Source organism: Jiangella muralis, assembly GCF_001270745.1.
In the GTDB taxonomy this organism is placed as follows: Bacteria; Actinomycetota; Actinomycetes; order Jiangellales; family Jiangellaceae; genus Jiangella; species Jiangella muralis.
Window position 1 is genome coordinate 145717 of record NZ_KQ434754.1, and the last position, 24595, is coordinate 170311.

Below are 24595 nucleotides of genomic sequence, written 5' to 3' on the forward strand. Positions count from 1 at the left end.
GCCCGGACGACACTCCGATCGTGGTCCAGGGCGGACCGAGTCTGGAGGAGTCATGCGGAAAAGGCTGACGACACTCGCGGGTGTGGTGGTGCTGATCGGCGGGTTGTTCGGCGGGGCGGGTGCTCCGGCGCAGGCGGCGGCCGGTGCGACGGAGCAGACGGTCGCCGCGGCGAACCTGTGGAACTGCCGCTTCTACCTCAACTACAACCCGTACTACATCGACGAGGTGTGCACGACCATCACCAGCGCACCGGCGTCGGGCGTGCGTGTCCTCAACCGGATCACCGGCCAGAACGTGACGCTGTACAACGGGACCAGCGTCTTCGTGACCAACTGGTATCTCGACTCCTCCGGGCTGTGCGGCGTCAACGGTGACCCGTACGTCTGGAGGATCGGCTGGCAGACCTCGTCCGGCGCGTTCCACCACGCCTACATCGGGGACTGGTACCTGTCGACGGGCAGTTCCAGCAGCTGGGCGTCCTACCCCCACCCGCAAGGCGGAACGCTCAACGGACGCTACGGCGGCTCCTGGTCCGGCGCCTGCAACCGGCCGCTGTGACCGGGGACGTGACCCTGATGCGGAGGAAGCTGACCACACTCATAGGAGTGGTGGTGCTGATCGGCGGGCTGTTCGGCGGGGCGGGTGCTCCGGCGCAGGCGGCGGCCGGTGCGACGGAGCAGACGGTCGCCGCGGCGAACCTGTGGAACTGCCGGGTACCCAGTCTCTCCTATCCGTACTACATCGACGAGGTGTGCACGACCATCACCGGCGCACCGGCGTCGGGGGTGCGGGTCCTCGACCGGAGCACCGGCAGCACGGTGACGCTGTACAACGGGAACAGCGTCTTCCTGGGCGCCTGGTTCGTCGACTCCTCCGGGCTGTGCGGCGTCAACGGTGACCCGTACGTCTGGAGTGTCTGGTGGGTGGACTCGTCCAGCCGGTACCACTTCGCGTATATCGGCGACTGGTACCTGTCGACGGGCAGCGCCAGCTATTGGGCGTCGTACCGGGACCCGCAAGGGGGCACGCTCAACGACCGTTATCGCGGCTCCTGGTCCGGCTACTGCAACCGCCCGCTGTGACCGGGGACGTCACGCTGCTCCGGGCATGACGCAACACCGACGCCGTCGCGACGCCGGCCCGGACAACACTCCGATCATGGTCCAGGGCGGACCGAGTCTGGAGGAGTCATGCGGAGGAAGCTGACCACACTCGTAGGAGTGGTGGTGCTGATCGGCGGGCTGTTCGGCGGGGCGGGTGCTCCGGCTCAAGCGGCGGCCGGTGCGACGGAGCAGACGGTCGCCGCGGCGAACCTGTGGACCTGCCGGTTGCCCAGCACCTCCCCGCCGTTCTACTTCGAGGAGGTGTGCACGACCATCACCAGCGCGCCGGCCTCGGGCGTGCGCGTCCTCGACCGGAGCACAGGCCGGAACGTGACGCTGTACAACGGGAACAGCGTCTTCCTGGGCGCCTGGTTCGTCGACAATGCCGGGCTGTGCGGCGTCAACGGTGACCCGTACGTCTGGAGGATCTGGTGGATGGACGGGTCCGGCGGGCAACATCACGCGTACATCGGTGACTGGTATCTGTCGACGGGCAGCGCCAGCTATTGGGCGTCGTACCCGCACCCGCGCGGTGGAACGCTCAACGACCGTTACGGCGGCAACTGGCACGGCTACTGCAACCAGTGACTCCGACTTGCGGGACGAAGCCTGGATCGCCCTGCTGGTGGCCGTGCTCCCGCCGCGGCCACCAGCTCCGGCGACGCCGGCGCGACGCCACGGCGACGCTGCCGGCGGTGAAGATCCGGACGACGGTCCAGAGCGGGCCGAGTCCGGAGGAACCATGCGCACGAAGTCGACTGCACTCGCAGGGCTCGTTCTGCTGATCGGCGCGCTGTTCGCCGGGGCCGGCGCCCCGGCGAACGCCGCGCCGGCCGCGAAGGTGACAGCGGCGGCGAGCCTGTGGCACTGCCGGATCCCCTACGCCAACCCGCCGTACTACACCGACGAGGTGTGCACCCGCATCACGAGTGCGCCGGCGTCGGGCGTGCGGGTCCTCGACCGCACCACGGGCCAGAACGTGACGCTGTACAACGGGAACAGCGTCTTCCTGAACTGGTGGTGGGTCGATTCGTCCGGGCAGTGCGGCATCAACGGCGATCCGTACGTCTGGCAGATCTGGTGGGCGGACCGGTCCGGCCGGCGCCACCACGGCTACATCGGCGACTGGTACCTGGCCACGGGCGGGGTCGGCACCTGGAAGCCGTTCCCCCGTCCCGGCGGCGGGACGCTGGACGACATCGGGGGTGTCGGGAGTTGGACGGGCCCCTGCAACCGGATCCTCTGACCGGCAGGAGCACCGGCGACCGCCGGAGGCGATAGGATCGCGAATGCCCGGGCTCCGGCCGGGGTGCGACGAGTGTCTGCGAAGTCCGGTTCGATTCCGGCGCTGTCCCGCAACTGTGAAGCCGCCCGCCTGCCGCGGACGGACAAGTCAGGTCGCCAGCCTCGTGGCCCGGATTCGTCCTCGGTAGAAGGGCGGTTCGCAGATGACACCCCGTCATCCGCGCCCCTTTACCGTCGTGAAGGAGGCGTACGTTGCGAACCACCCATCCCGCCCGGCTCGCCCTGCTGGCGGCCGCGCTCCCACTCGTCCTCGTGGCCTGCGGCGACGACGGCGACGACGACTCGGCCGCGCCGAGCGCCGCGCCGTCGTCCGCCGCCGGCGACGCCGCGTTCCCCGTCACCGTCGACACCGCGGACGGGCCGGTCGAGATCGCCGAGCAGCCGGAACAGATCGTCTCGTTGTCGGCCACGGCCACCGAGATGCTGTTCGCCATCGGTGCCGGTGAGTCGGTCGTCGCGGCCGACTCGTTCTCGAACTACCCGGCCGAGGCGCCGACGACGGATCTGTCCGGGTTCGAACCGAACATCGAGGCGATCGTCGGCTACGCCCCCGACCTCGTCGTCGCGTCCAGCGACCCGGGTGACCTGGTCTCCGGCCTCGCCGCCGTCGACATCCCGGTGATCGTCCTGGCTCCTGCTGTCACGCTGGACGACACCTACACACAGCTGGAGCAGCTGGGCGCGGTCACGGGCCAGGTCGGTGACGCCGCCGAGGTGGTCGGGACCATGCAGTCCGACATCGACGAGCTGGTCGCGCAGGTGCCGGCCGACGCGCCGCCGGTGACGTACTACCACGAGCTCGATCCCAACTTCTTCACCATCACCAGCAGCACGTTCATCGGGGAGATCTACGGGCTGGCCGGCATGACCAGCATCGCCGACGAGGCACCCGACGCCGCCGGCGGCTATCCGCAGGTCTCGCCGGAGTTGATCGTCACCGCGAACCCGGACGTCATCTTCTTCGCCGACGGCGGCGCCGGCGGCGTCGTGGCCGAGGACATCGCCGCCCGGCCGGGCTGGGACCAGCTCACCGCCGTCCAGCAGGTCCGCATCGTCGAGGTCGACCCCGACATCGCCAGCCGCTGGGGTCCGCGCATCGTCGACTTCCTGCGCGTCGTGGTCGAGGAGCGGGCGGCGCTCGTGCCGGTCAACTGACGTCGTGAGCAGGGCCGGGGGCACCGAACAGGACACCGCGACGGCGACGTTGCGGGCGGTTCGGCTGCCCCGGCGCTGGCTGTTCGGCTCGCTGGCGGTCCTGCTGGCGGCGGTCCTGCTCGGCCTGACGGTCGGGCCCGCCGGGTTGCCGCTGCGCGGCGTCGTCACCGAGATCGTCAACCTGCTCCCCGGCGTCGACCTCGCCGGCGGGCTGGACGACCGCCAGGCCGCGGTGCTCTGGCAGCTGCGCGCGCCGCGGGTGGTGCTCGGCCTGCTGGTCGGCGCGATGCTGGCGCTGGCCGGCGCCGGGTACCAGGGCGTGTTCCGCAACCCGCTGGCCGACCCATACCTGCTGGGCGTCGCCGCCGGCGCCGGGCTGGGCGCCACGTTCGCCATCGTCTCCGGTGGCAACCGGCTGCTGCTGCCGCTGGCGGCCTTCACCGGTGGTCTGCTCGGCGTGGCTGCCACCTACGCGCTGGGCCGCAGCGTCGGCGGACGCAGCACCAACTCGCTGATCCTCGCCGGCGTCGCGGTCGCGGCCTTCCTCGCGGCGGTGCAGACCTTCGTCACCCAGCGCAACAGCGAGTCGCTGCGCGAGGTGTACGGCTGGATCCTGGGCCGGCTGCTCACCGCCGGCTGGGGCGAGGTGCTGACGGTGCTGCCGTACATCGCGGTGTCGGCCATCGTGATCCTGGGGCATCGGCGGCTGCTCGACGTCCTCAGCGTCGGCCCGGACGAGGCCGGCACGCTCGGCGTCCCGGCGTCGCGGGTGCGGCTGGTGGTGGTGCTGGCGGCGACGCTCGGCACGGCGGCGGCGGTGTCGGTCAGCGGGCTGATCGGGTTCGTCGGCATCGTCGTGCCGCACATCGTGCGCATGCTGGCCGGGTCGTCCTACCGCATCGTGCTGCCGCTGGCGGTGGTGGTCGGCGCGACCTTCCTGGTGGTCGCGGACCTCGTCGCACGCACCGTCGTGTCGCCCGGTGAACTGCCAGTGGGCGTCGTGACGGCGTTCGTCGGCGCGCCGTTCTTCACGCTGGTGCTGCGCAGCGCGCGGAGGCCGTGGTGACGACACTGACCGTCGACGGCGTCGGCGTCACCCTGCTGGAGCGCCCGGTGGTCGACGACGTCAGCCTGAGCGTTCCGGCCGGGACGTGGGTGACGCTGGTCGGGCCGAACGGGGCCGGGAAGTCGACGCTGCTGCGGGCGGTGTCCGGTGCGGTCGACCACGTCGGCGTCATCGCGTTCGACGGTGTCGAGGTCGCCCGGCTGCGCTCGCGCGAGCGGGCCCGGCTGGTGGCCGTCGTCCCGCAGGACCCGGCCCGGCCCGACGGCATGACGGTCCTCGACTACGTGCTGCTCGGGCGCACGCCGTACGTCCCCTACCTGGGGACGGAGTCGGCGGAGGACCTCGCGGTGGCCGGTGAGCTGCTGGACACGCTGGAGCTGCGGTCGTTGTCCGATCGCATGGTCACCGAGCTGTCCGGCGGCGAGTTCCAGCGCGCCGTCCTCGCCCGGGCGCTGGCCCAGCAGGCGCCGGTGCTGCTGCTGGACGAGCCGACCAGTTCGCTGGATCTCGGCCACGCCCAGCAGGTGCTCGAACTGGTCGACGAGCTGCGGGGGTCGCGCGGGCTGACGGTGGTCAGCGCCCTGCACGACCTCACCACCGCCGGGCAGTTCGCCGACCATCTGGTGCTGCTGGTCGACGGCCGGGTGGTCGCGCAGGGGTCGGCGCAGGAGGTGCTGACCGAGGAGCTGATCCGCAAGCACTACGGGGCGCGCGTTCGGGTGGTGACCGATCCGGAGGGCGGCGTCGTCGTGGTGCCGCTGCGGTCCCGCCCGGCCGGCGGCGGCCGCGACGTCGGCGGGGTCGCATGAGCCGGCGGACTGCCGCGACTGCCGCGACTGCCGTGGCGGTCGCGGTGGGGCTGGACGCGGCCGTCCGGGAGCCGCCGCTGGCCGCGCACCCGGTGCGCTGGGCCGGCCGCTACCTGACGTGGGCCGGGCGGCGGGTGCCGCCGGGCCCGCCCGCTCGCGCGGTGCTGACCGGCGGGCTGGCCTGGGCCGCGGGTGCGGCGACGGCGTACGGCGCGGGCGTCGTCGTGTCGCGGGTCGCGGGGCGGCTGCCCGGGCCGGTGCGTCCGGTCGTCGTCGGCGCGGCGCTGTGGCCGCTGTTCGCGCACCGGATGCTGCTCGACGAGGTCTCGGGCGTGGAGCGCGCGTTGGACTCCGGCGGCGTCGTGGCCGGGCGGGCGGCCGTGGCGCGCATCGTCAGCCGCGACGTGTCCGCACTGACGGCGGACGAGGTCCGGCAGGCGGCGGTCGAGTCGCTGAGTGAGAACCTGTCCGACTCCGTCGTCGCGCCGTTGCTCTGGTACGCGGCGGGCGGGCTGCCCGCCGCCGCGGCGTACCGGTTCGCCAACACCGCCGACGCCGTGTGGGGCTACCGCACACCACGCTGGAATCACGCCGGCCGGGTCGCCGCCCGCGCCGACGACCTGCTCAACCTCGTGCCCGCGCGGCTCACCGGCGTCCTGCTGGCCGGCCGCCGGGTGCCCTGGGGCCGGCTGCGCGCCGAGGCCGCGCTGACGCCGTCGCCGAACGCGGGCTGGCCGATGGCGGCGCTGGCCCTGCGGCTCGGGGTGCGGCTGGCCAAGCCCGGCGTCTACGAGCTGGGCGCGGGTCGCCGGGCGGTGTCGGCGGCCGACGTCGCCGCCGCGCTGCGGCTGGCCCGGCGCCGTGGCTGGGCGCTGGCCGCCGCTGTCGCCGTCGTCGCGGGGGTGCGGGCGCGATGACCGCCGTCATGATCCAGGGCTGCACCAGCTGGGCCGGGAAGAGCCTGCTCACCACCGCGCTGTGCCGCTGGTACGCCCGTCAGGGACTGAAGGTGGCGCCGTTCAAGGCGCAGAACATGTCGAACAACGCGCGCGTGGTCGCCAGCGGGGAGATAGGCGTCGCGCAGTGGTTGCAGGCGCGCGCCGCCGGGGTCGAGCCCGAGGTGCGGATGAACCCCGTCCTGCTCAAGCCCGAGTCCGGGACCAGCCAGGTCGTGCGGCTCGGCCGGGTCGACGCCGAGCTGTCCCGGCGGCCGTGGCGCGACCGTAGCGAGGCGCTCTGGCCCACCGTCGAGAACGCGCTGGCCGAACTGCTGGACGAGTACGACGTCGTCGTCATCGAGGGGGCCGGCAGCCCGGCCGAGATCAACCTCGCCGCCAACGACATCGTCAACATGCGGGTCGCCGAGCGGGCCGGCGCCCCCGTGCTGCTGGCCGTCGACATCGACCGCGGCGGGGCGTTCGCGCACCTCTACGGCACGTGGGCGCTGCTGCCGTCGCACCACCAGCGGCGGATCCGCGGCTTCGTGCTCAACCGGTTCCGTGGCGACGCCTCGCTGCTGCCGCCCGGCCCGGAGCAGCTGGAGCGGCTGACCGGAGTGCCCACCGTCGGCGTCGTCCCGATGATCCGGCACGACCTCCCCGACGAGGACGGCGCGGCGCTGCGGGCGCCGGCGCGCGGCGGGCTGCCGCCGGTGGCGATCGTCCGCTACCCGGCCGCCTCCAACCTGGATGAGTTCGCGGCCTTGGAACAGGTCGCGGACGTCCGCTGGGCGACGCAGCCGTGGCACCTCGACGGCGCCGGACTGGTGGTGCTGCCCGGGTCGAAGCACGTGGCGTCGGACCTGCGGTGGCTGGACGCGTCCGGCCTGTCGGCGGCCGTCGTGGCGGCGGCGCGGGCCGGGGTGCGGGTGCTGGGGGTGTGCGGCGGCTTGCAGTTGCTCGGGCGGCGGCTGGAGGATCCGCACGGTGTCGACGGCTCCGGCGACGGGCTCGGCCTGCTGCCGCTGACCACGACGTTCGATCGCGACAAGCTGGTCCGGCGGCGGTCGTTGACGCTGCCCGAGCTCGGTCCGCCGTGGGCGGCGCTGAGCAGGCTGCCCGTCACGGGGTACGAGATCAGGCAGGGCCGCACCGTCGACTCCTCGGGAACGGATGCCGTCGTCGTCGCCGACGGGAACGTCGCCGGGTGGTACCCGCACGGGTTGTTCGAGGACGCGGCGGTGCTCGAGGCGCTGTTCGGGGCCCGGCCGACGCGGACGCTGGACGCGACGTTCGAGCGACTGGCCGACGTGGTGGAGGCGCACGTGGACACCGCGGTGCTGCGGTCGCTGGCGGGGTTGTCGTGATCGGGGCGCTGCGGGCGGCGGTCGGCTTCCTGACCCGGGTCCCGGTCGGCGCGGCGCCGTACTCCGGGTCCGCGCTGGACCGGGCGGGCGCGTGGTTCCCGCTGGTGGGCGTGGTGGTCGGGTCGGCCGGGCTGGGCGTGTGGTGGGTGGCGGACGGGCTGGCCGGTCCGCTGGTCGGCGCGGTGGCCGCGGTGCTGGCGACGGTGATCGTGACCGGCGCGCTGCACGAGGACGGCCTCGCCGACACCGCCGACGGCCTGTGGGGTGGCGCGACCCGGGAGCGGCGGCTGGAGATCATGCGCGACAGCCGGCTCGGCACGTACGGCGCGCTGGCGCTGGCCGGGGACCTGTTGCTGCGGGTCGCGGTGCTGGCGAGCGTGGGCATCGGCTCGGCCGAGGGCTTCGCCGACGGCGGCTCGGACGCGTTCGCCGACGTCGCCCGGGTCCTGCTCGCCGGCCACGTCATCGGGCGGGCGGCGCCGCTGGTGCTGGCCGCGTGGCTGCCGCCGGCCCGGACCGACGGCCAGGGCCGCCGCCTCGGCCGCCTCGGTGTGGTGGACTCGCTGGTGGCGGCCGCGACGGTGCTGGTCGTGGCCGTGCTGGCGGCCGGCTGGTGGGCGCCGGTGCTGCTCGCCGCGGCCGCCGTGCCGGTGCTCGGCCTGCGCCGCGCGGCCCGGCGCCGCATCGGCGGCGTCACCGGCGACGTGCTCGGCGCCGGCGTGGCCCTGACCACCCTCGCGGTCGCGATCGCCGTCGCGGCCCTCGTCCAGGAGGACCTGCTGTGAATCCGTCGCCGCTCAGCCGCCCCACCCTCGCAGATCAACGAGCGCGGGGACGGCTGACGCTCGTGCTGGGCGGGCAGAAGTCGGGCAAGTCGGGGCTGGCGGCGCGGCGGGCCGAGGCGAGCGGCCGTCCGGTCGTGGTCGTCGCACCGGCGATCGTCCGGGAAGCGGAGTTCAAGGCTCGGGTCGAGCGGCACCGCGCCGACCGCCCGCAGCACTGGCGCACGCTGGAGACCTTCGACCTCGCCGCCGCCGTCGCCGAGGCGGGCGAGGGAGCGTTCGTGCTGGTCGACGCGCTGGACACCTGGCTGGCCGAGACGCTGGAGTCGGCCGGCGTGTTCGTCGGCGACGAGGTACCCGATCCGGAGTTGCGGGCGCGCGCCGAGGACGGCGTGGTGGCGGCGCTGCGGGCGTTCATCGCCGCGGTCGCGGCGCTCGACGTGGACGTGCTGGTCATCGCGGGGCAGGTCGGGCTCGGCGTGCACGCCGGCGGACCCGGCGCCCGCCTCTACGTCGACCTGCACGGGCGGGCGGTGCAGACGCTGTCGGCGGCGGCCGACGAGGCGCTGCTCGTGATCGGCGGCCGCGCGGTCCGCCTCGAGCCCGACGTCCCGCCGGCCGCCCCCGTCGACCCGCTGCTCCGCGAGCACGGCGACACGCAGGTCCCGCCGGGGGCGACCGACCTCGCCGTCAACGTGCAACCGGGCCCGCCGCCCTGGCTGGCCGACCGGCTCGCGGCGGCCGTGCGCGACCTCGCGGCCTATCCGGACGACCGTGCGGCCCGGGCCGCCGCGGCCGCCCGGCACGGCCGTCCCCCGGAGGAGTGCCTGGTCGTCGACGGTGCTGCGGAGGCGTTCTGGCTGCTGGCCGACGTGCTCCGGCCACGGCTGGCGGCTTGCGTGCACCCGTCCTTCACCGAGCCGGAGGCGGCGCTGCGGGCGGCCGGCGCCCCGGTCGTCCGGGTATGGCGGGCCCCCGAGCAGGGCTGGCGGCTGGACCCGTCCGCCGTCCCGCCCGACGCCGACCTCGTCGTGCTCGGACGGCCGGACAACCCGACCGGCGTGCTCGATCCGGTCGAGACGATCGCTGCGCTGGCCCGCCCCGGCCGCACCGTCGTCGTCGACGAGGCGTTCGCCGAGTTCCTGGACGACGCCGACGGCGTGGCCGGACGCCGCGATCTGCAGGGCGTCGTCGCGGTGCGGAGCCTGACGAAGTTGTGGGGCCTGGCCGGGCTCCGGGTCGGCTACGTCGCCGGCCCGCCGGACGTCGTCGCGCGGCTCGCCGCCCGCCGGCAGCCGTGGAGCGTCAACAGCCTCGCCCTGACCGCGATCGAGGCGCTGACGTCGCCCGTCGCCGAGGACGAGCGGCGCGCCCGGGCCGCCGCCGTCGCCGAACTGCGGGCCGAGCTGACCGCCGCGATCCGCTCGATCGGCGGCCCGCGGGTATGGGACGCGCACGCGAACTTCGTGCTGGTCCAGGCCGAGCGGCCGGGCCTGCGCGAGCGGTTGCTCGAGCACGGCCTGGCCGCCCGGCGGGCCGACACCTTCCCGGGCCTGGACGACCGCGCCGTGCGGGTCGCCGTCCGGGACCGGGAGACCAATGCGCGGCTGGTCGCCGCGCTGCGCAGCATCGAGGACGGGAGCCTGGCATGACGGTGGAAGAATTGATCGCGGCGGTCCGGCCGGTCGACCAGGAGGCCTTCCAGCGGGCCCGCGAGCGGCACGCCGGGTTGGCCAAGCCGCCGGGCAGCCTGGGGCGGCTGGAGGACCTCGGCGCGCGGCTGGCGGCGATGAGCGGGCACTGCCCGCCGCCGGTGCCGTCGTCGCCCGCGGTGGTCGTGGCCGCGGCCGACCACGGCGTGCATGCCGAGGGCGTGTCCGACTGGCCGCAGGAGGTCACGGCGGCGATGGTCGCGACCATCGCCGCCGGTGGCGCCGCCGTCAACGCGATCGCCCGGACGGTGGGCGCGCGGGTCGTGGTGGCCGACGTCGGGACGCTGCGGCTCGGCCCGGTGCCCGACGGCGTCCGCGACGAGCGGGTGCGCAGCGGCACCCGCGACCTCGCCGTCGAGCCGGCCATGACCCTGGACGAGTGCCGGACGGCGATCCTGGCCGGTGCCCGGGTCGCGGCGGAGCTGGTCGACGGCGGCACCGACCTGCTGGTGACCGGCGAGGTCGGCATCGGCAACACGACCGCGTCGGCCGCCCTGATGGCGACGTACACCGGCGCCGACCCGGCCGACGTCACGGGGAAGGGCGCCAACCTCGACCAGGGCCGGACGGCGCACAAGGTCGGCGTGGTGCGCACGGCACTGGCCCGGCACGCCGCCGCACCGGACAACGGAGCCCTGGGGACCCTGGCGTCGCTGGGCGGGTTGGAGCACGCCGCGCTGGCCGGCGTCATGCTGGCTGGAGCGGCCGCCCGGGTCCCCGTCATCGTCGACGGCGTCGTGGCCGGGGCCGCCGCGCTGGCCGCCGTCGCGCTCTGCCCGGAGGCCGCCGGCTATTTCGTCGCCGGGCACACGTCGGCCGAGCCGGGCGGGCGCACGCTGCCGGACCGACTCGGCGAACCGGCCCTGCTCGACCTGTCGCTACGCCTCGGTGAGGGCACCGGCGCGCTGCTGGCGGTGCCGCTGGTGCAGGCCGCCGCGCGCGTGCTCGCCGAGATGGCGACACTGGCCGACGTGACGAAGAACGCCTAGCTCCGACTGTGCGCCCCTGGCGCGTCACTGGGTGGGATCACTGTGTGTGCTGGGTGGCGTCACTGTTGCCAGAGCAACAGTGATCCACCCCACCCGGCGCAGCGATCTCACACGGTGGCGTGGGGATCGTGCAAAAGGGGGACGCGCCGGCCACGGTTCCCCCGTTTGCGCACCTCCCCACCGGCTCGGCGGAGCCGACGCAGCACCCTCCGCACGCTCCATCGACCGGGCGGCGGTCTCGTCACACGCCCTAGTTCTGGCTGCCGTCGAGCGTGCCCTGAGTGCTGTTGCCGGAGGCCGGGGCGGGCGTGGACTTCTTCGCCGCCGTCTTCTTCGCGGTGGCCTTCTTGGCCGGGGCGCTCTTCTTCGCCGGTGCCTTCTTGGCGGCCGGCTTGTCGCTGCCGGCGGTTGCCTTCTTGGCGACCGGGGCGGGCTCTTCCTCGGTGGCCGGCTCGGGGTCGGCCGCCGGAGCCGGGGCCCACGGACCCGTGGACGGGTCGTACGTCGTCCACTGGTCGGACTGCCCGCGCCGGCGAACCACCGCGGCCAGCGCCGCGCCCGCGGCGGCGAACCCGCCCAGCACCGCGACGACCTTGCGGCGCCGCTTCTTCTTGCGCTGCTTCTCGGTCTTCTCGGCGAGGACGGCGGTGCGCTCGGACAGATCGTGTGCGCGCTCGGAGAACTTGTCGGCCGCGACGGCCAGCGAGTCGGCGACCTTCGGGACGACGTCGTGCAGCAGCGTCTCCTTGGCCTGGTTGGCGGCCGGACCCACCTTCTCGCGTGCCGCCTGGACCTTCGGGCCCACCTTGTCGACGGCCGACTCGACCACCGGCGTCAGCTTCTCGCGGGCGGAGTCGACCACCGGTGTCGCGGCCTCACGTGCGCGCCGACCGGCCTCGCGTGCGGCCTGGCGGGCCTGTTCCGCAGCCTCCTGCGTGCGCACCTTCGCGTCGTCGGTGCGGCTGTTTCGCCGGATGCTGAATAGCCTGCTCACGTTGGGCCTCCCTTGTCGGATCGCGTGCCAGGGCCCTTATACCTGGAGTCTCCCCCGATCTTGCCTTACCGACGACCGTATGCCGACATACGCCACGGCGTGCGAGGATGGAGCAAATCGAGGACATCAGACAGCGAAGGGCTTACCCGTGGCCGACGAGCTTCATGCCACCCTGCACACCAACCGCGGCGACATCACCGTGGCTCTGCTGCCGAACCACGCGCCGAAGACGGTGCGAAACTTCGTCGAGCTGGCCAAGGGCGAGCGCGAATGGGCCAACCCCGAGACCGGCGAGAAGACCAGCGACAAGCTGTACGACGGCACCGTCTTCCACCGCGTCATCGGCGGCTTCATGATCCAGGGCGGCGACCCTCTGGGCAACGGCACCGGCGGCCCCGGCTACGACTTCGCCGACGAGTTCCACCCGGAATTGGCGTTCAACAAGCCGTACCTGCTGGCCATGGCCAACGCGGGGCCCAACACCAACGGCTCGCAGTTCTTCATCACCGTCGGGCAGACGCCGCACCTGAACCGCCGTCACACCATCTTCGGTGAGGTGGCCGACCAGAGCAGCCGCGACGTCGTCGACGCCATCGCCGCCACCCCCACCGACCGTGCCGACCGGCCGCTCGAGCCCGTCGTCATCGAGTCGGTCACCGTCACCGGCGGCTGAGACCGAGAGCCGGCGTCCCCATGACCGGAAGTGCCGGCGGTCCGGCTGGGCCGCCCACCAGCGGCGACCCGGCCGCCCCGCCGACCTGTTATCGCCACCCCGACCGCGAGACGTACATCCGGTGCTCGCGGTGTGAGCGGCCGATCTGCCCCGATTGCATGATCTCCGCCCCGGTCGGTTACCAGTGCCCGGAATGCGTCGCCGAGGGCCGCAAAGGCGTCCGTCAGGCCCGCACGGTGCTGGGCGGGCAGCGCCGAGAGGGCAACACCAACCTCGTCACGCTCAGCCTCATCGGCATCAACGTCGTCGTCTGGGTGATGGGCCTGGTCATCGGCACCCGCGGCGACTCCATCCTCGCCATCTATGCCCGCCAGAGCCACACCAACGAGCTGGCCGCCCGGCTGGGCCTGATCCTCGGCGATCCCGGCGACGCGTTCCGGTTCGGCATCGTCGACGGCGAGTGGTACCGGGTCATCACGGCGACGTTCATGCACGTCAGCCTGCTGCACATCGCCCTGAACATGTTGGCGCTGTACCTGCTCGGCTCTCAGCTGGAACCACTGCTCGGCCGGTCCCGGTTCATCACGCTCTACCTGCTGTCGGCCCTCGGGGGTTCGGCGGCGTCGCTGCTGATGGTCTCTGACCCATACTCCATCTCCATCGGGGCGTCGGGTGCGGTCTACGGCCTGTTCGGCGCGCTCTTCGTGGTCGCCCGCCGGCTCGGCGGCGACACCCGCAGCATCCTCGTGGTGCTGGCGCTCAACCTGGCGTTCAGCTTCACCATTTCGGGCATCGACTGGCGGGCCCACCTGGGCGGCCTGGCCATCGGCTCGGCCCTCGCGGCGGTGTACGCCTACGCGCCGAAGGAGCAGCGCGGGCTCTGGGCGGTCATCGGCTCCACCAGTGCCGCCGCGGTGGTCACGCTCGGCCTCGTGCTCGCCATCGTCTGAGGCACGACCTCGTCATCGGGTCACGCACCTGATCGTTCCCTCGGGAGCGATCAGGTGCGTCCTGCTGTCCACACCTCACTGTGGTGCGCGGAGTTATCCACAGGGGTTATCCCCACTGGGGAAAATTACACCCGTGTAATCACAGCTGTGCAATAACCTGTGGACAACCCCGTCAGTGCAGGTCAACGGCGGTTTGCCGTCACTTCCAGCGGGTTGCGGTCATGAAGCCGCCGGTGATCAGGCCCATGCCGATCAACAGGTTCCAGCCGCCGAGGTCCTTGACGACCGGAATGTCGTCGCCGACGAGGTAGTAGACGACGATCCACACCAGGCCGACGACGAGCAAGGTGATCATGGTGGGGACGACCCAGCGACCGGAGACCGTCGGGTCCTTGAGCTCGCTCCGCTCCGGCGGGGTGTAGTCGTCGTCCTTGCGACGGCTGCGAGACTTGGGCACGGTCGGTTCCTCTCGGTCTTGGCTGGTTGCGGTGATGCTCGGCTAGCGTAGTCGTCAGCGGGCCGAGCGCCCACATCGCGGCGTGCAGTCCTGATCGTCCCACTTGGAGGTGAACACCATCAGCCGATCGTCCGACTATCCTCGCGCCTGGCGTTTTCTGGCGCCGTTGGTGCTCGCGGGCTGTGGTGTCCTGCTCATCACCAGCGCCAAGGCCGCCGACGGCGAAGACCTGCGCGGCAGCGACGTCATCGCGTTCTCCGACCTGGTCCGGGCCGAGGAACAGCGGGTGCAGGAGCTGCAGTCGCACATCGACGACCTGTCGTCCGACATCGACGATCTCACCGCGGGCCAGGGCAACGGCCAGTCCGCCGAGATCGACCGCCACACCGAGGAGCTCATGCCGGCCGCCGGTCTCACCGCGGTGCAGGGGCCGGGACTCACGGTCACGCTCGACGACGCGGAGCTGCCGAACAACCTGGGCGAGGACTCGCCGTTCAACACCGAGGACTACCTGGTGCACCAGCAGGACCTCGAGGGCGTCATCAACGCGCTGTGGGCAGGCGGAGCCGAGGCCCTGACCGTCATGGACCAGCGCCTCATCTGGACCAGCACGGTCCAGTGCGAGGGCCCGGTGCTGTTGCTCAACGGCCGCACCTTCTACCCGCCGTACACCATCAGCGCCATCGGCGACGCCGACGCCATGCGCCGCGCGCTCGACAACGAGCCGAAGGTGCGCGAGTACCGCGCCTGGGCCGACCGCATCGGGCTGTACTACGGCGTCGCCGACGAAGACAACATCGCGATGCCCGCCTTCGAGGGCAGCGTTCAGGGAGGCAAGAGGCCGTGAGCCGGCGCATTCTCGTGGTGGACAACTACGACAGCTTCGTCTTCAACCTGGTCCAGTACCTCGCGCAGCTCGGAGCCGAGTGCGACGTGCGCCGCAACGACGAGATCGGCTCGACCGACGGCTACGACGGCGTTCTGCTCTCGCCCGGGCCCGGCACGCCGGAGAAGGCCGGCGGCTGCATCGACGTCGTCCACACCCTGGCCGGGCGCACCCCGATCTTCGGGGTCTGCCTCGGGCTGCAGGCCATCGGCGTCGCGTACGGCGCCACCGTCGGTCGCGCCCCCGAGCTACTGCACGGCAAGACCAGCCAGGTCCGCCACGACGGCGACGGCGTGCTGGCCGGCCTGCCCAGCCCGTTCACCGCCACCCGCTACCACTCGCTGGCGGTCGAGCCTGACACCGTCCCGGCTGAGCTGGAGGTCACGGCGCGCACCGCCGGCGGCGTCGTCATGGCCATGCGGCACCGCACGCTGGCGGTCGAGGGGGTCCAGTTCCACCCCGAGTCGGTGCTCACCGAGGGCGGCCACCGCATGCTGGCCAACTGGCTGGCCGTCTGCGGCGACGACGGCGCGGTCGCACGGTCTGCGGGGCTGGCCCCGGTCGTGGTGCACGGCCCGGCCGTCGACCTCCCCGCCTGACGTCGTCACACGAAACAGCCGCGCGGCCCGGGATCAGCTCCCGAGCCGCGCGGCTCTCGTTCGTGCGACGGTCCGGCTACGGCCCGAGAACGCCGCCGGTCTCGTTGCCCGTCTCGTTGCCGGTCTCGGTCCCGGCGTCGGTGCCGGTCTCGGTGCCTACGTCGCCACCGGTCTCGGTGCCGGCATCGGTCCCGGCGTCACCACCGGTCTCGGTGCCCGGCGTCTCGGTCGGATCGGGCGGGGTTTCCGTCTCCGTCGGCTCCTCGGTCGGCTCGGGCGCCTGGGCGACGTAGATGATGACGGTGTCGCCCTCTTCCAGCTCCGCGCCCTCGCCGGGCTCCTGCCGGAACACGTTGCCCTCGGGCTGGTCGGCGGTCTCCTCGCGCCGGACGTCGGCCTCCAGGCCGGCCCGCTCCAGGGCCTGGACGGCGGCGTCCTCGCTCATGTCGACGACGTTCGGCACCAGAATGGCGACCTCGCCGCTGGAGAGGACCAGGTTCACCGAGGTGCCCGGCGCGATGGAGCTGCCGCCCTCGGGGTCGGTGGCCAGGACGGTGCCGGCCTCTTCCTCGCTGTCCTCGCGCGTGACATTGCCCGGCTTGAGTCCGGCCTCCTCGATCAGCGCCTCGGCCTCTGCCTGTGGCCGGCCGACCACGTTGGGCACGGAGACCATCTCGGGCGCGACGCCGACGGTCAGCGTCACCGTCGAGCCCTCGTCGAGCTGCGTCGAGGGCCGCGGGTCCTGCTGGATGACCGCGCCGATCTGCGCTTCGTCGCTCGTTGGTTCGGTCTCGATCGTCGATTCGAGGTTCTCGTCGGTGAGCCTGGCCTCGGCCTCCTCCTGCGTCATGCCGACGAGGTTCGGCACGGTGGCCTGCGCCGTTCCGCCGCCGTTGAAGACCAGGTAGCCGATGAGACCGGCGATGGCCAGCACGGCCAGCGCGCCGAGCACGACGGCCCACCAGCTGAAGCCCTTGCGCTGCTCGTCCTCTTCGTCGTCGTACTCGTCGGGATACGGCGTGTCGTCGTCGAGCGGCATGGCGCCGGCGGCGACGGTGGCCGGGCCGGCGTTCGCGATCAGCTGCGTCGCGGCGGAGGTGTCGGCGGCGGCCGCCACCGGCAGCCCGGCGGCGGCACGCTCGAGGTCGGTGCGCATCTCGTACGCGCTCTGGTACCGGTGCAGGCGGTCCTTGGCCAGCGACTTCATCACGATGGCGTCGAGCTCGGGCGTGATGTTCGGGTCCAGCGCCGACGGCGGGGTGGCCTGCTCGCGCACGTGCGACACCGCCACCGACACCAGCGACTCGCCGATGAACGGCGGCCGGCCGGTGAGCAGCTCGTAGAGCACGCAGCCGCTGGCGTAGAGGTCGCTGCGGGCGTCGGCCTGCTCGCCGCGGGCCTGCTCGGGCGAGATGTACTGCGCGGTCCCGACGACGGCGGCGGTCTGGGTGAGCGCCATGCCGGTGTCGGCCAGCGACCGGGCGATGCCGAAGTCGGTGACCTTGACCTCGCCGCCGGTCGTGATCATGATGTTGCCGGGCTTGATGTCACGGTGCACGATGCCGGCGCGGTGGCTGTACTCCAGCGCGTCGAGCGTGGCGACGAGGATCTCGATGGACCGTTCCGGCGTGAACCGGTCGTGCTCCTGCACCATCTCGCGCAGCGTCTGGCCCTCGACGTACTCCATGACGATGTACGGAAGGCGGTTGCCGTCGACGTAGTCCTCGCCGGTGTCGTACACGGCGACGATGTTGCGGTGGTTGAGCGACGCCGCCGACTGCGCCTCGCGGCGGAACCGGGCCTGGAACGTCGCGTCGCTCGCGTGGTCGACCCGCAGCATCTTCAGAGCGACGATGCGGCCCAGCCTGGAGTCGCGGCCGCGGCGAACCTCGGCCATGCCACCACGGCCGATCACCTCGCCCAGCTCATAGCGATCTCCGAGGAGTCGCAACTCGTTCATTGCGCGGCCCTTTCTCGACTCGACCCCGGGCAGGCTACCCGTTCCGGCCTACCCGGCGCTGTACCTGACCGAACAGTGAAGATGTTCACGATCCCAACACCGCCTCCATGACGTCCCTGGCGATGGGCGCCGCCAGCCGCCCGCCGCCGATGTCGTCGCGGGCGGTGTCGGGCGCGTCCTCGATGACGACGGCGACCGCGACGCTGGGCTCGTCGGCCGGCGCGAACGACGTGAACCACGCGTACGGCGGCCGATCGGCGGAGCTCTGCGCGGTGCCGGTCTTGCCGGCGACCTCGATGCCGTCGATCTGTGCGTTCTCGCCGGTGCCGTTCTCGACGACGTCGACCATCATCTCGGTCAGCTCCTGAGCGGTCTCCGGCGAGACGGCGCGGGTGCGCTCCTCGGGCTCGGTCCGCTCGATCGGGCTGACGAGGTCCGGACCGCTGACCTCGCGGACGAGGTACGGCTCCATCAGCACGCCGTCGTTGGCGATGGCCGCGGAGACCATGGCCATCTGCAGCGGCGTCGCGGACACGTCGTACTGGCCGATCGCCGAGTAGGCCAGCAGGGCGTCGTCGAGCTCGGCCGGGAACACGCTGGTCGCGGCGTTCATGTCGTCGTTGGTCAGTGGCTGGGTGCCGAAGCCGAACTTCTCGGCCTGCTCGCGCAGCGCGTCCTCGCCGACCTGGTTGCCGAGGTAGGCGAACGCGGTGTTGCACGAGACCCGCAGCGCCTCGGTCAGCGTCGGCGTGCCGTCGGCGCAGGCCCGGCCGTTCTGGTTGGGCAGCATGTTCGTCGACAGCGGGACGTCGTACTCGGCCGGGCCGGGCACCTCGGTACCGGGCTCGAAGTCGCCGGACTCGAGCGCCGCCGCGGCCGTGACCAGCTTGAACACCGAGCCCGGTGGCAGCCGCTGGGCGATGGCGCGGTTGAGGTCGGGCTTGTTCGGGTCGGCGGCCAGCGCGTCGCGGGTCTCCTGCTGGACCTCGGTCGCGTGGCTGGCCATCGGGTTCGGGTCGTACGACGGCGTGCTGACCATGGCCAGGATCGCTCCGGTCTGGACATCGATGGCGACGACCGCGCCCTTGTAGCCGCTCTCGGTGAGGCCGTCCCACGCGGCCTGCTGGGCGGCGGGGTCGATGGTCAGCCGGACGGCGCCGCCGCGCGGCTCCTCGCCGGTGACGAGGTCGATGAGGCGGCGGACGAACAGCCGGTCGTCGTCGCCGGAGAGGATGTCGTTCTGCGCCCGCTCCATGGCCGTCCGGCCGAAGAAGTACGAGTAGTAGCCGGTCACCGGGGCGTACATGGGGCCCTCGGGGTACTGCCGCTGGAACTGGTACTCGTCGTCGACCGGCACCGACTGCGCGATGGGGGTGTCGTCGGCGAGCAGGATCGGGCCGCGCTCGCGCGAGTACTCGTCGAGCAGGACCCGGCGGTTCTCGGAGCGCGCGTTGAGGTCGTCGGCCCAGAACGCCTGCACGTACGTGGCGTTGATCAGCAGCGCGACGCAGAGCAGCAGGCAGCCGGCGGAGATACGGCGGATCGGGGAGTTCATCTGATTCTCACGACCTGGGTGACGGCGGTGTCCGTCGTCGAGGACGACGTCGCGGACGGCGGGGCCGGTCGCCTGGCCGCGTCGGACAACCGGATGAGTAGCGCGACCAGCACCCAGTTCATCACCAGTGACGAACCGCCGAGCGACAGGAACGGCGTGGTCAGGCCGGTCAGCGGGATGAGCCGGGTGACGCCGCCGAGCACGATGAAGACCTGCAGGAAGAAGCCGGCGGCCAGCCCTGCGGCCAGCAGCTTGCCGAATGGGTCGCGCAGCAGCAGGCCGGCCCGCAGGCCACGCGACGCGAGCAGGGCGTACAGCAGGATGATCGCGATCAGCCCGGTCAGGCCCAGCTCTTCACCGAGCGCCGAGCCGATGAAGTCGCTCTCGGCGATCGGCGTCAGCTCCGGGCGGCCCTGGCCGAGGCCGGTGCCGAGCAGGCCGCCGTACGCCAGCCCGTACAGCGACTGCGCGACCTGGCCCTGCGGGTCGATGAACGGGTCCATCCAGAAGTCGATGCGCTCGGCGACGTGCGAGACGACGGCGTTGGCGGCGAAGCCGCCGGCGAGGATCAGCAGCAGGCCGAGGATGATCCACGAGATCCGCTCGGTGGCGACGTAGATCATCAGCACGAAGATGCCGAACAGCAGCACGGATGGGCCGAGGTCGTTCTGCACGACGAGGATGCCCAGGGCGCCGAGCCAGACCAGCAGGATCGGGCCGAGGTCGCGGGCCCGCGGCAGGTCGACGCCGAGGAAGCGGCGGCCGGCCAGCGCGAGCGCGTCGCGGGTCTGCACCAGGTAGGCGGCGAACGCGATGATCAGGATGATCTTGGCCGCCTCGCCCGGCTGGAACGTCATGCCACCGACGTTGATCCAGATGCGGGCGCCGCGGATCGAGTGGCCGATGATCGGCAGCAGCGGCAGCACCAGCAGCAACAGCCCGGCCAGCCCGGCGAGGTACGGCAGCCGCGACAGCACCCGGTGGTCGCGCACGAACAGCAGCACGCCGACGAACAGCGTGACCCCGATCGCCATCCAGGTGAGCTGGGTGGATGCCCGCGTGGTGCCGTCAGCGAGGTCGAGCCGGTGGATCATCGCCAGGCCCAGCCCGCACAGCGTCACGACGATCGGCAGGATGACGGGGTCGGCGTACGGCGCCCGAAGGCGGATGACGACGTGCGCCACCGCCGTGGCCGCCGACAACCCGCCGAGGTAGGCCAGCGCGTTCGGCGGGACCCGGCCGAGCGCGCCGAGGTCGACGCTGACGTAGGCGAAGGTCGCGATGCCGATGGCGAAGATCAGCAGCACCAGCTCGGTCCCCCGGCCGCGGCGCGGGGTGACCGTCTCGGGCGCCGGTGGTTCGGTGCGGGCGCGGGCGCGGTCGAGACTCATGATGACCCCGCACAGAGCAGACCGGGGTAGCCGACCTCGTCGCCGAGCCAGCCATCGTCCTCGGTGGTGCCGTCGGCGGGATCGGTCGGCTGCGCGGTGGCCGGCGGGGTCGCCGCCGCGCCGGTCGGCGGCGTCGCGGTAGGTGTCGGGGTGGGTGTCGGGGCCGGAGTCTCGCCGCCGCCCACTCGCTGATGCGCCCGGCAGGCCTCCAGCCGAAGCCGCTCGACGACGGCGTCGGCGTCGTCGAGGTCGTCGGCCGCGATGGTGTCGGCGACCTGCTCGCGGTAGATGGTGGGCAACGCGTCGACCGGCAGCCCGCCCGGGATGTCGTGCAGCTCGGACAGCCGGATCGGCCCGATCTCCTGGCTGACGCCCTGGTAGATGGCCACTTGGCCGTTGCTGTCGCCGACGTAGTACTGGTCGCGCACCCAGTTGCTGGTGAGGTCGAGGCCGAGCCAGCCGATGGCGCCGACCGCGGCCACGATGACGACGGTGCGCAGCCAGCGGCGGCGCCGCGGCGGCTGCGGCGCGTACCGCATGGCCTCGAGGTCCTCGGCCGTCGGCCGGTGCTCCTCGGCGCCGACCAGCGCCCGTAACGCCGCGCCCGGACGGCGGCGGTGCGGCCGTTCCGGCGGCGGGGCGTCGTTGCTGGCCGCGGCGCCGACGAGGAACGCCTCGGCGGTGTCGTCGGGCTGGCGCGGGGTGTCGGTCTCGACGATGTCGGCCAGCACCAGCGTGACGTTGTCGGGCGCGCCACCGGCCAGCGCCAGTCGGATCAGCTCGTCGGCGGCGGCGTCGAGGCCCTCGACGGTGCCGAGCGTCTCTTCCAGCGTGGCGTCGGACACCACGCCGGTGAGGCCGTCGCTGCAGACCAGCAGGCGGTCGCCCGGGTGGACGTCGAGCACCTGGAGGTCGGGGTCGACGTCGCCCTGGCCCTGCAGCGCCTTGAGGATCAGCGAGCGGGCCGGGTGGACCCCGGCTTCCTCGAGCGTGATGCGGCCCTCGTCGACCAGCGACTGCACGAACGTGTGGTCGTGGGTGAGCTGCCGGATGGCGCCGTCGCGCACCAGGTAGGCGCGGGAGTCGCCGACGTGGCCGAGGCCGAGCATCGTGCCCGTCCACAGCAGCGCCGTGACCGTCGTGCCCATGCCCTCGCGGCTGGAGTCGTCGACGATGAGCTGGCGGATGCGCTTGTTCGCCGACTCGATGGCGGTGGCCAGCGTCTGCAGCGGGTTGCTGTCGTGCGGCTCGCGCTCCGTCAGCACCAGCTCGTCGATGGCCGCCTGGCTGGCCACCTCGCCGGCCGCGTGCCCGCCCATGCCGTCGGCGACGGCCAGCAGGTAGGGGCCGGCGTAGCCGGAGTCCTCGTTGCCCTCCCGGACCAGGCCGACGTCGGAGCGCGCGACGTAGCGCAGCGTCAACGGCATCGAGACCTACTTCCGCAGCTCGACGACGGTCTTGCCGAGCCGGAACCGGCTGCGGGCGGTGACCGGCGTGCTGCGGGTGAGCCGCTGGTTGCCGACGTAGGTGCCGTTGGTGGAGCCGAGATCCTCGACGTACCACTGGCTCTCGTGGAACCGCAGCCGGGCGTGCTGGGTGGACACGTACTCGTCGGCCAGCGGGATGGTGCAGTCGGCGCCGCGGCCGAACGTCACGGGCGTGCCGTCGAGCGCCACCGATTTACCGGTGTCGGGTCCTTCGACGATGAACGCCCTGGTGGGCGTGCCCTTGGCGCCACGCGGCTGACGGTTCTGCCGGGCCGCGTCGCGCGCTTCCTTCTGCGGCTTCGGCTGCTTGGGCGGTCGCACGCCGAACAGGTCGGCCCGCATGGCCGACGTGACGGAGAGGATCAGCAGCCACAGCACGGCCAGGAAGCCGAGCTTGATGACCGTGAGTGTCAGCTCCGACACTCGTTCACCTCCCGGAACCGCGCCGACGGACGTCGATCGTGGTCGAGCCGATCACGATGCGGGAGCCGTCGGTGAGGGGCGCCTGACCCACTCGGGCGCCGTCGACGATCGTCCCGTTGGTGGAGCCGAGGTCGACGGCCACCAGCTGGGACTGCGATCCCTGCTGGTACACGCGGATCTCCAGATGCCGGCGCGAGACGCCGGGATCGTCGATACGAAGGTCGCATTCGCTGCCGCGTCCCAGGACGACGCCGGGCGGCAGCACCGGATGCTGGGTGCCGTTGATGATGAGGGACGCGTCGGCCTGCCGCTCCGAGGTGGGCGTCGGCGCGAACGACGACCCGCGGTCGACGCCGGCCCGCACCGCGCTGCGGATGCGGAAGGCGCCGGTGCCGAGATCTTCGTGCCGCTCGAACCCGACCCCGACCGGTCCCGTGAAGGCGTAGTGCTGCAGTTCGGCGTGCTCGCGGGCCAGCTCGACCAGCTCGGTCGCCAGCGTGCCGATGTACGCCGTCAACCGGTCGTAGTCGCCCGGCCCCAGCTCGACCACGAAGTCGTTCGGCACGAGCGACCGGTCGCGGCTGACGATCTGCGCGTTGTTGTCCAGCTCGCGCTGGATCGCCGCGGCGATCTCGACGGGCTGCACCTCGGAGCGGAACGCTCGGGTGAACGCACCTTGGACCATGCTCTCGAGCCGGCGCTCGAAGCGTTGCAACACTCCCACGGGTACCTCCCTCCACGTCTGGCACCTGGTGGCCGCGGGCAAGACCCTGATCGTAACGGCGCGTAGCGTGATGCTGCGGATGCGCCCTGGATCGGGGCCGTGCGGAAACGGCCGTCGCAACCTTATGTGACGAAGGACGGCTGGCGGCTGGTTCCGGCGGCGCTCGGTCTTCCCGCCCCATGCTGACATCCGCACCCCCGGATCGTGGAATCGACCACCGGTCGAGGCGTGTTAACCTTGGTGCCGCAGCACGCGCGGGTGGCGGAATAGGCAGACGCGCACGGTTCAGGTCCGTGTGTCCGAAAGGACGTGGGGGTTCAACTCCCCCCTCGCGCACCACATCGAAGATCCCGGTCAGGTACTCACCTGGCCGGGATCTTCGCGTTCGGGGCCGCACCGACATGGAGGATGTACACGTGAAGATCGTGGTCATCGGGGCCAGTGGGATCGTCGGCTCGGCGGTGGCCGAGGAACTGACGGAGCGCGGGCACGAGGTGGTGCGGGCGTCCCGGCGAGGGCCGGTGGTCGTCGACCTGCCCGACCTCGACGGTGTGGTGTGTTGCGCGGCGAATGCGCCGACCGCCGATCTGGTCGAGGCCGCCGACGAGGATTTCCTGGCCGGGCTGCCGCGAAAGCTGCTGGGCCAGGTGCGGCGGCGGGTCCGTCACGCTGACCGGTGGCACGTTCGTCGAGCCGATGCCGGGCGGGTCGTTCGGCGCGCTGGTCAACGCGGGGCTGGCGGCGTTCGTCGATGCTGCGGCGGGCGAGGTGGTCGCGGTCACGGCGCAGCGATGACCGACGTGGGGAAGACCTCAACCGGTCTCGAGGTCAAGCCGCCGGCAACCCCGCCAGCCGGCCGAGGGTCGCGACCTGGTGGTCGAACAGTGTCGCGCGGTCCTCGACGACATTCGCGAACTGGCCGAACAGCTCGAAACTGAGGAACCCGAACAGCCCGGTCCACGCGGTGACGGCCCGGGCGATGAGGTCGTCGGGCAGGCCGGGCATCAACGCGCGGACGGCCTCGGCGTCGCCGGCGAATGACGGCGGTGGTGCGGGGAACCCGTCGGGCGGCGACAGCACGCCGGCCGCGTACGCCGACGAGAGGATGCGCCCGTAGACGACGGTGTCGCGCACGGCCGGCTCGACGGTGTCGACCGGGGCCTGGTAGCCCGGCACCGGCGAGCCGTAGATCAGCGCGTACTCGTGTGGGTGCGCGAGCGCCCAGTCGCGGACGGCGTGGCAGACCGCCCGCCACCGGCGGGGGGGGGA

General features: G+C 72.6%; 26 protein-coding genes, 1 tRNA gene and 1 riboswitch. Of the genes, 18 read left to right on the top strand and 9 right to left on the bottom strand.

From position 1 onward, the window contains the following. Positions 1-52 precede the first annotated feature (52 nt). The 12 genes from ACW62_RS08835 to cobT all read left to right on the top strand — a co-directional run bounded on the left by ACW62_RS08835 (position 53) and on the right by cobT (position 11227). The gene (locus tag ACW62_RS08835) at positions 53-559 is read left to right on the top strand and encodes a hypothetical protein (protein ID WP_157574551.1); all 507 of its coding nucleotides are present in this window, start codon (positions 53-55) and stop codon (positions 557-559) included. Positions 560-606: 47 nt separating this feature from the next. Beyond that, on the top strand, positions 607-1083 hold the full coding sequence (locus ACW62_RS08840; protein ID WP_053203741.1) for a hypothetical protein: 477 nt from the start codon (positions 607-609) through the stop codon (positions 1081-1083). A gap of 108 nt (positions 1084-1191) precedes the next feature. Continuing rightward, complete coding sequence (locus tag ACW62_RS08845) at positions 1192-1692, top strand: hypothetical protein (RefSeq protein WP_157574553.1); 501 nt, start codon at positions 1192-1194, stop codon at positions 1690-1692. A gap of 154 nt (positions 1693-1846) precedes the next feature. Further along, entirely contained in the window at positions 1847-2350 is a 504-nt protein-coding gene (locus ACW62_RS08850; protein WP_053203743.1) for a hypothetical protein, read from the top strand. 32 nt (positions 2351-2382) lie between these two features. Beyond that, positions 2383-2528, top strand: a riboswitch (cobalamin riboswitch). A 73-nt stretch (positions 2529-2601) separates the two neighbouring features. Then, complete coding sequence (locus tag ACW62_RS08855; protein WP_053203744.1) at positions 2602-3564, top strand: ABC transporter substrate-binding protein; 963 nt, start codon at positions 2602-2604, stop codon at positions 3562-3564. A 49-nt stretch (positions 3565-3613) separates the two neighbouring features. Next, positions 3614-4630 (top strand): FecCD family ABC transporter permease, encoded by a 1017-nt coding sequence (locus ACW62_RS08860; protein ID WP_053204018.1) that lies wholly within the window; start codon positions 3614-3616, stop codon positions 4628-4630. Between the two features lie 5 nt (positions 4631-4635). Continuing rightward, positions 4636-5439 (top strand): ABC transporter ATP-binding protein, encoded by an 804-nt coding sequence (locus ACW62_RS08865; protein ID WP_053204019.1) that lies wholly within the window; start codon positions 4636-4638, stop codon positions 5437-5439. After that, positions 5436-6356, top strand: a complete 921-nt coding sequence (gene cbiB, locus ACW62_RS08870; RefSeq protein ID WP_053203745.1) for an adenosylcobinamide-phosphate synthase CbiB — start codon at positions 5436-5438, stop codon at positions 6354-6356. Before ACW62_RS08865 ends, cbiB begins: the two co-directional genes overlap by 4 nt. Continuing rightward, entirely contained in the window at positions 6353-7744 is a 1392-nt protein-coding gene (locus ACW62_RS08875; RefSeq protein WP_053203746.1) for a cobyric acid synthase, read from the top strand. Before cbiB ends, ACW62_RS08875 begins: the two co-directional genes overlap by 4 nt. Continuing rightward, on the top strand, positions 7741-8529 hold the full coding sequence (locus ACW62_RS08880; protein ID WP_053203747.1) for an adenosylcobinamide-GDP ribazoletransferase: 789 nt from the start codon (positions 7741-7743) through the stop codon (positions 8527-8529). The genes ACW62_RS08875 and ACW62_RS08880 overlap by 4 nt, the downstream gene beginning before the upstream one ends. Further along, entirely contained in the window at positions 8526-10178 is a 1653-nt protein-coding gene (gene cobC, locus ACW62_RS08885; protein WP_157574555.1) for an Rv2231c family histidinol phosphate aminotransferase CobC, read from the top strand. The genes ACW62_RS08880 and cobC overlap by 4 nt, the downstream gene beginning before the upstream one ends. Next, positions 10175-11227 (top strand): nicotinate-nucleotide--dimethylbenzimidazole phosphoribosyltransferase, encoded by a 1053-nt coding sequence (gene cobT, locus ACW62_RS08890; RefSeq protein ID WP_053203748.1) that lies wholly within the window; start codon positions 10175-10177, stop codon positions 11225-11227. Before cobC ends, cobT begins: the two co-directional genes overlap by 4 nt. A gap of 250 nt (positions 11228-11477) precedes the next feature. Here cobT and ACW62_RS08895 read toward each other — a convergent pair whose 3' ends face one another. Further along, positions 11478-12221, bottom strand: a complete 744-nt coding sequence (locus ACW62_RS08895) for a hypothetical protein (protein WP_157574557.1) — start codon at positions 12219-12221, stop codon at positions 11478-11480. Positions 12222-12369: 148 nt separating this feature from the next. Between ACW62_RS08895 and ACW62_RS08900 the strand changes: the two genes are divergently transcribed. Continuing rightward, entirely contained in the window at positions 12370-12894 is a 525-nt protein-coding gene (locus ACW62_RS08900; RefSeq protein WP_053203750.1) for a peptidylprolyl isomerase, read from the top strand. 158 nt (positions 12895-13052) lie between these two features. Next, positions 13053-13844 (top strand): rhomboid family intramembrane serine protease, encoded by a 792-nt coding sequence (locus ACW62_RS08905; RefSeq protein ID WP_205629230.1) that lies wholly within the window; start codon positions 13053-13055, stop codon positions 13842-13844. Positions 13845-14043: 199 nt separating this feature from the next. Here ACW62_RS08905 and ACW62_RS08910 read toward each other — a convergent pair whose 3' ends face one another. Continuing rightward, positions 14044-14301 (bottom strand): cell division protein CrgA, encoded by a 258-nt coding sequence (locus ACW62_RS08910; protein ID WP_053203752.1) that lies wholly within the window; start codon positions 14299-14301, stop codon positions 14044-14046. A 169-nt stretch (positions 14302-14470) separates the two neighbouring features. Here ACW62_RS08910 and ACW62_RS08915 point away from each other — a divergent pair, with 169 nt between their 5' ends. Further along, on the top strand, positions 14471-15148 hold the full coding sequence (locus ACW62_RS08915) for a DUF881 domain-containing protein (protein ID WP_240477285.1): 678 nt from the start codon (positions 14471-14473) through the stop codon (positions 15146-15148). After that, entirely contained in the window at positions 15145-15786 is a 642-nt protein-coding gene (locus ACW62_RS08920; RefSeq protein WP_053203754.1) for an aminodeoxychorismate/anthranilate synthase component II, read from the top strand. The genes ACW62_RS08915 and ACW62_RS08920 overlap by 4 nt, the downstream gene beginning before the upstream one ends. A 76-nt stretch (positions 15787-15862) precedes the next feature. Here the strand turns inward: ACW62_RS08920 and pknB are convergent, their stop codons facing one another. The 6 genes from pknB to ACW62_RS08950 form a co-directional block, all read right to left on the bottom strand. Beyond that, positions 15863-17746, bottom strand: coding sequence for a Stk1 family PASTA domain-containing Ser/Thr kinase (gene pknB / locus ACW62_RS08925; protein WP_053203755.1), 1884 nt, complete (start codon positions 17744-17746; stop codon positions 15863-15865). A gap of 85 nt (positions 17747-17831) precedes the next feature. Next, positions 17832-19301: a peptidoglycan D,D-transpeptidase FtsI family protein gene (locus ACW62_RS08930; RefSeq protein WP_053203756.1), complete on the bottom strand. Its 1470-nt coding sequence runs from the start codon at positions 19299-19301 to the stop codon at positions 17832-17834. Next, the gene (locus tag ACW62_RS08935; RefSeq protein ID WP_053203757.1) at positions 19298-20692 is read right to left on the bottom strand and encodes an FtsW/RodA/SpoVE family cell cycle protein; all 1395 of its coding nucleotides are present in this window, start codon (positions 20690-20692) and stop codon (positions 19298-19300) included. Before ACW62_RS08935 ends, ACW62_RS08930 begins: the two co-directional genes overlap by 4 nt. After that, complete coding sequence (locus ACW62_RS08940; protein WP_053203758.1) at positions 20689-22119, bottom strand: PP2C family protein-serine/threonine phosphatase; 1431 nt, start codon at positions 22117-22119, stop codon at positions 20689-20691. Before ACW62_RS08940 ends, ACW62_RS08935 begins: the two co-directional genes overlap by 4 nt. Positions 22120-22125: 6 nt before the next feature. Then, complete coding sequence (locus ACW62_RS08945; protein ID WP_053203759.1) at positions 22126-22602, bottom strand: FHA domain-containing protein FhaB/FipA; 477 nt, start codon at positions 22600-22602, stop codon at positions 22126-22128. A gap of 4 nt (positions 22603-22606) precedes the next feature. After that, positions 22607-23326: an FhaA domain-containing protein gene (locus ACW62_RS08950; protein ID WP_053203760.1), complete on the bottom strand. Its 720-nt coding sequence runs from the start codon at positions 23324-23326 to the stop codon at positions 22607-22609. 252 nt (positions 23327-23578) lie between these two features. Between ACW62_RS08950 and ACW62_RS08955 the strand changes: the two genes are divergently transcribed. Together ACW62_RS08955 and ACW62_RS36485 are read left to right on the top strand one after the other, a co-directional pair. Further along, positions 23579-23665 (top strand) — tRNA-Leu (locus ACW62_RS08955). Positions 23666-23727: 62 nt separating this feature from the next. Then, entirely contained in the window at positions 23728-24264 is a 537-nt protein-coding gene (locus tag ACW62_RS36485; protein WP_420843559.1) for an NAD-dependent epimerase/dehydratase family protein, read from the top strand. On the opposite strand, the gene ACW62_RS35140 is transcribed toward ACW62_RS36485, so the two are convergent. Beyond that, on the bottom strand, positions 24155-24595 hold a 441-nt coding region (locus ACW62_RS35140), incomplete at its 5' end, for a TetR-like C-terminal domain-containing protein (protein WP_205629232.1). The genes ACW62_RS36485 and ACW62_RS35140 overlap by 110 nt on opposite strands.

What these genes read in the sequence shown, in the direction of transcription:
- ACW62_RS08875 (WP_053203746.1), top strand. Translation starts at nt 6,353, where the DNA reads ATGACCGCCGTCATGATCCAGGGCTGCACCAGCTGGGCCGGGAAGAGC.
- ACW62_RS08905 (WP_205629230.1), top strand. Translation starts at nt 13,053, where the DNA reads ATGATCTCCGCCCCGGTCGGTTACCAGTGCCCGGAATGCGTCGCCGAG.
- cobT (WP_053203748.1), top strand. Translation starts at nt 10,175, where the DNA reads ATGACGGTGGAAGAATTGATCGCGGCGGTCCGGCCGGTCGACCAGGAG.
- pknB (WP_053203755.1), bottom strand. Translation starts at nt 17,746, where the DNA reads ATGAACGAGTTGCGACTCCTCGGAGATCGCTATGAGCTGGGCGAGGTG.
- ACW62_RS08930 (WP_053203756.1), bottom strand. Translation starts at nt 19,301, where the DNA reads ATGAACTCCCCGATCCGCCGTATCTCCGCCGGCTGCCTGCTGCTCTGC.
- ACW62_RS08935 (WP_053203757.1), bottom strand. Translation starts at nt 20,692, where the DNA reads ATGAGTCTCGACCGCGCCCGCGCCCGCACCGAACCACCGGCGCCCGAG.
- cbiB (WP_053203745.1), top strand. Translation starts at nt 5,436, where the DNA reads ATGAGCCGGCGGACTGCCGCGACTGCCGCGACTGCCGTGGCGGTCGCG.
- ACW62_RS08850 (WP_053203743.1), top strand. Translation starts at nt 1,847, where the DNA reads ATGCGCACGAAGTCGACTGCACTCGCAGGGCTCGTTCTGCTGATCGGC.
- ACW62_RS36485 (WP_420843559.1), top strand. Translation starts at nt 23,728, where the DNA reads ATGGAGGATGTACACGTGAAGATCGTGGTCATCGGGGCCAGTGGGATC.
- ACW62_RS08845 (WP_157574553.1), top strand. Translation starts at nt 1,192, where the DNA reads ATGCGGAGGAAGCTGACCACACTCGTAGGAGTGGTGGTGCTGATCGGC.
- ACW62_RS08940 (WP_053203758.1), bottom strand. Translation starts at nt 22,119, where the DNA reads ATGCCGTTGACGCTGCGCTACGTCGCGCGCTCCGACGTCGGCCTGGTC.
- ACW62_RS08835 (WP_157574551.1), top strand. Translation starts at nt 53, where the DNA reads ATGCGGAAAAGGCTGACGACACTCGCGGGTGTGGTGGTGCTGATCGGC.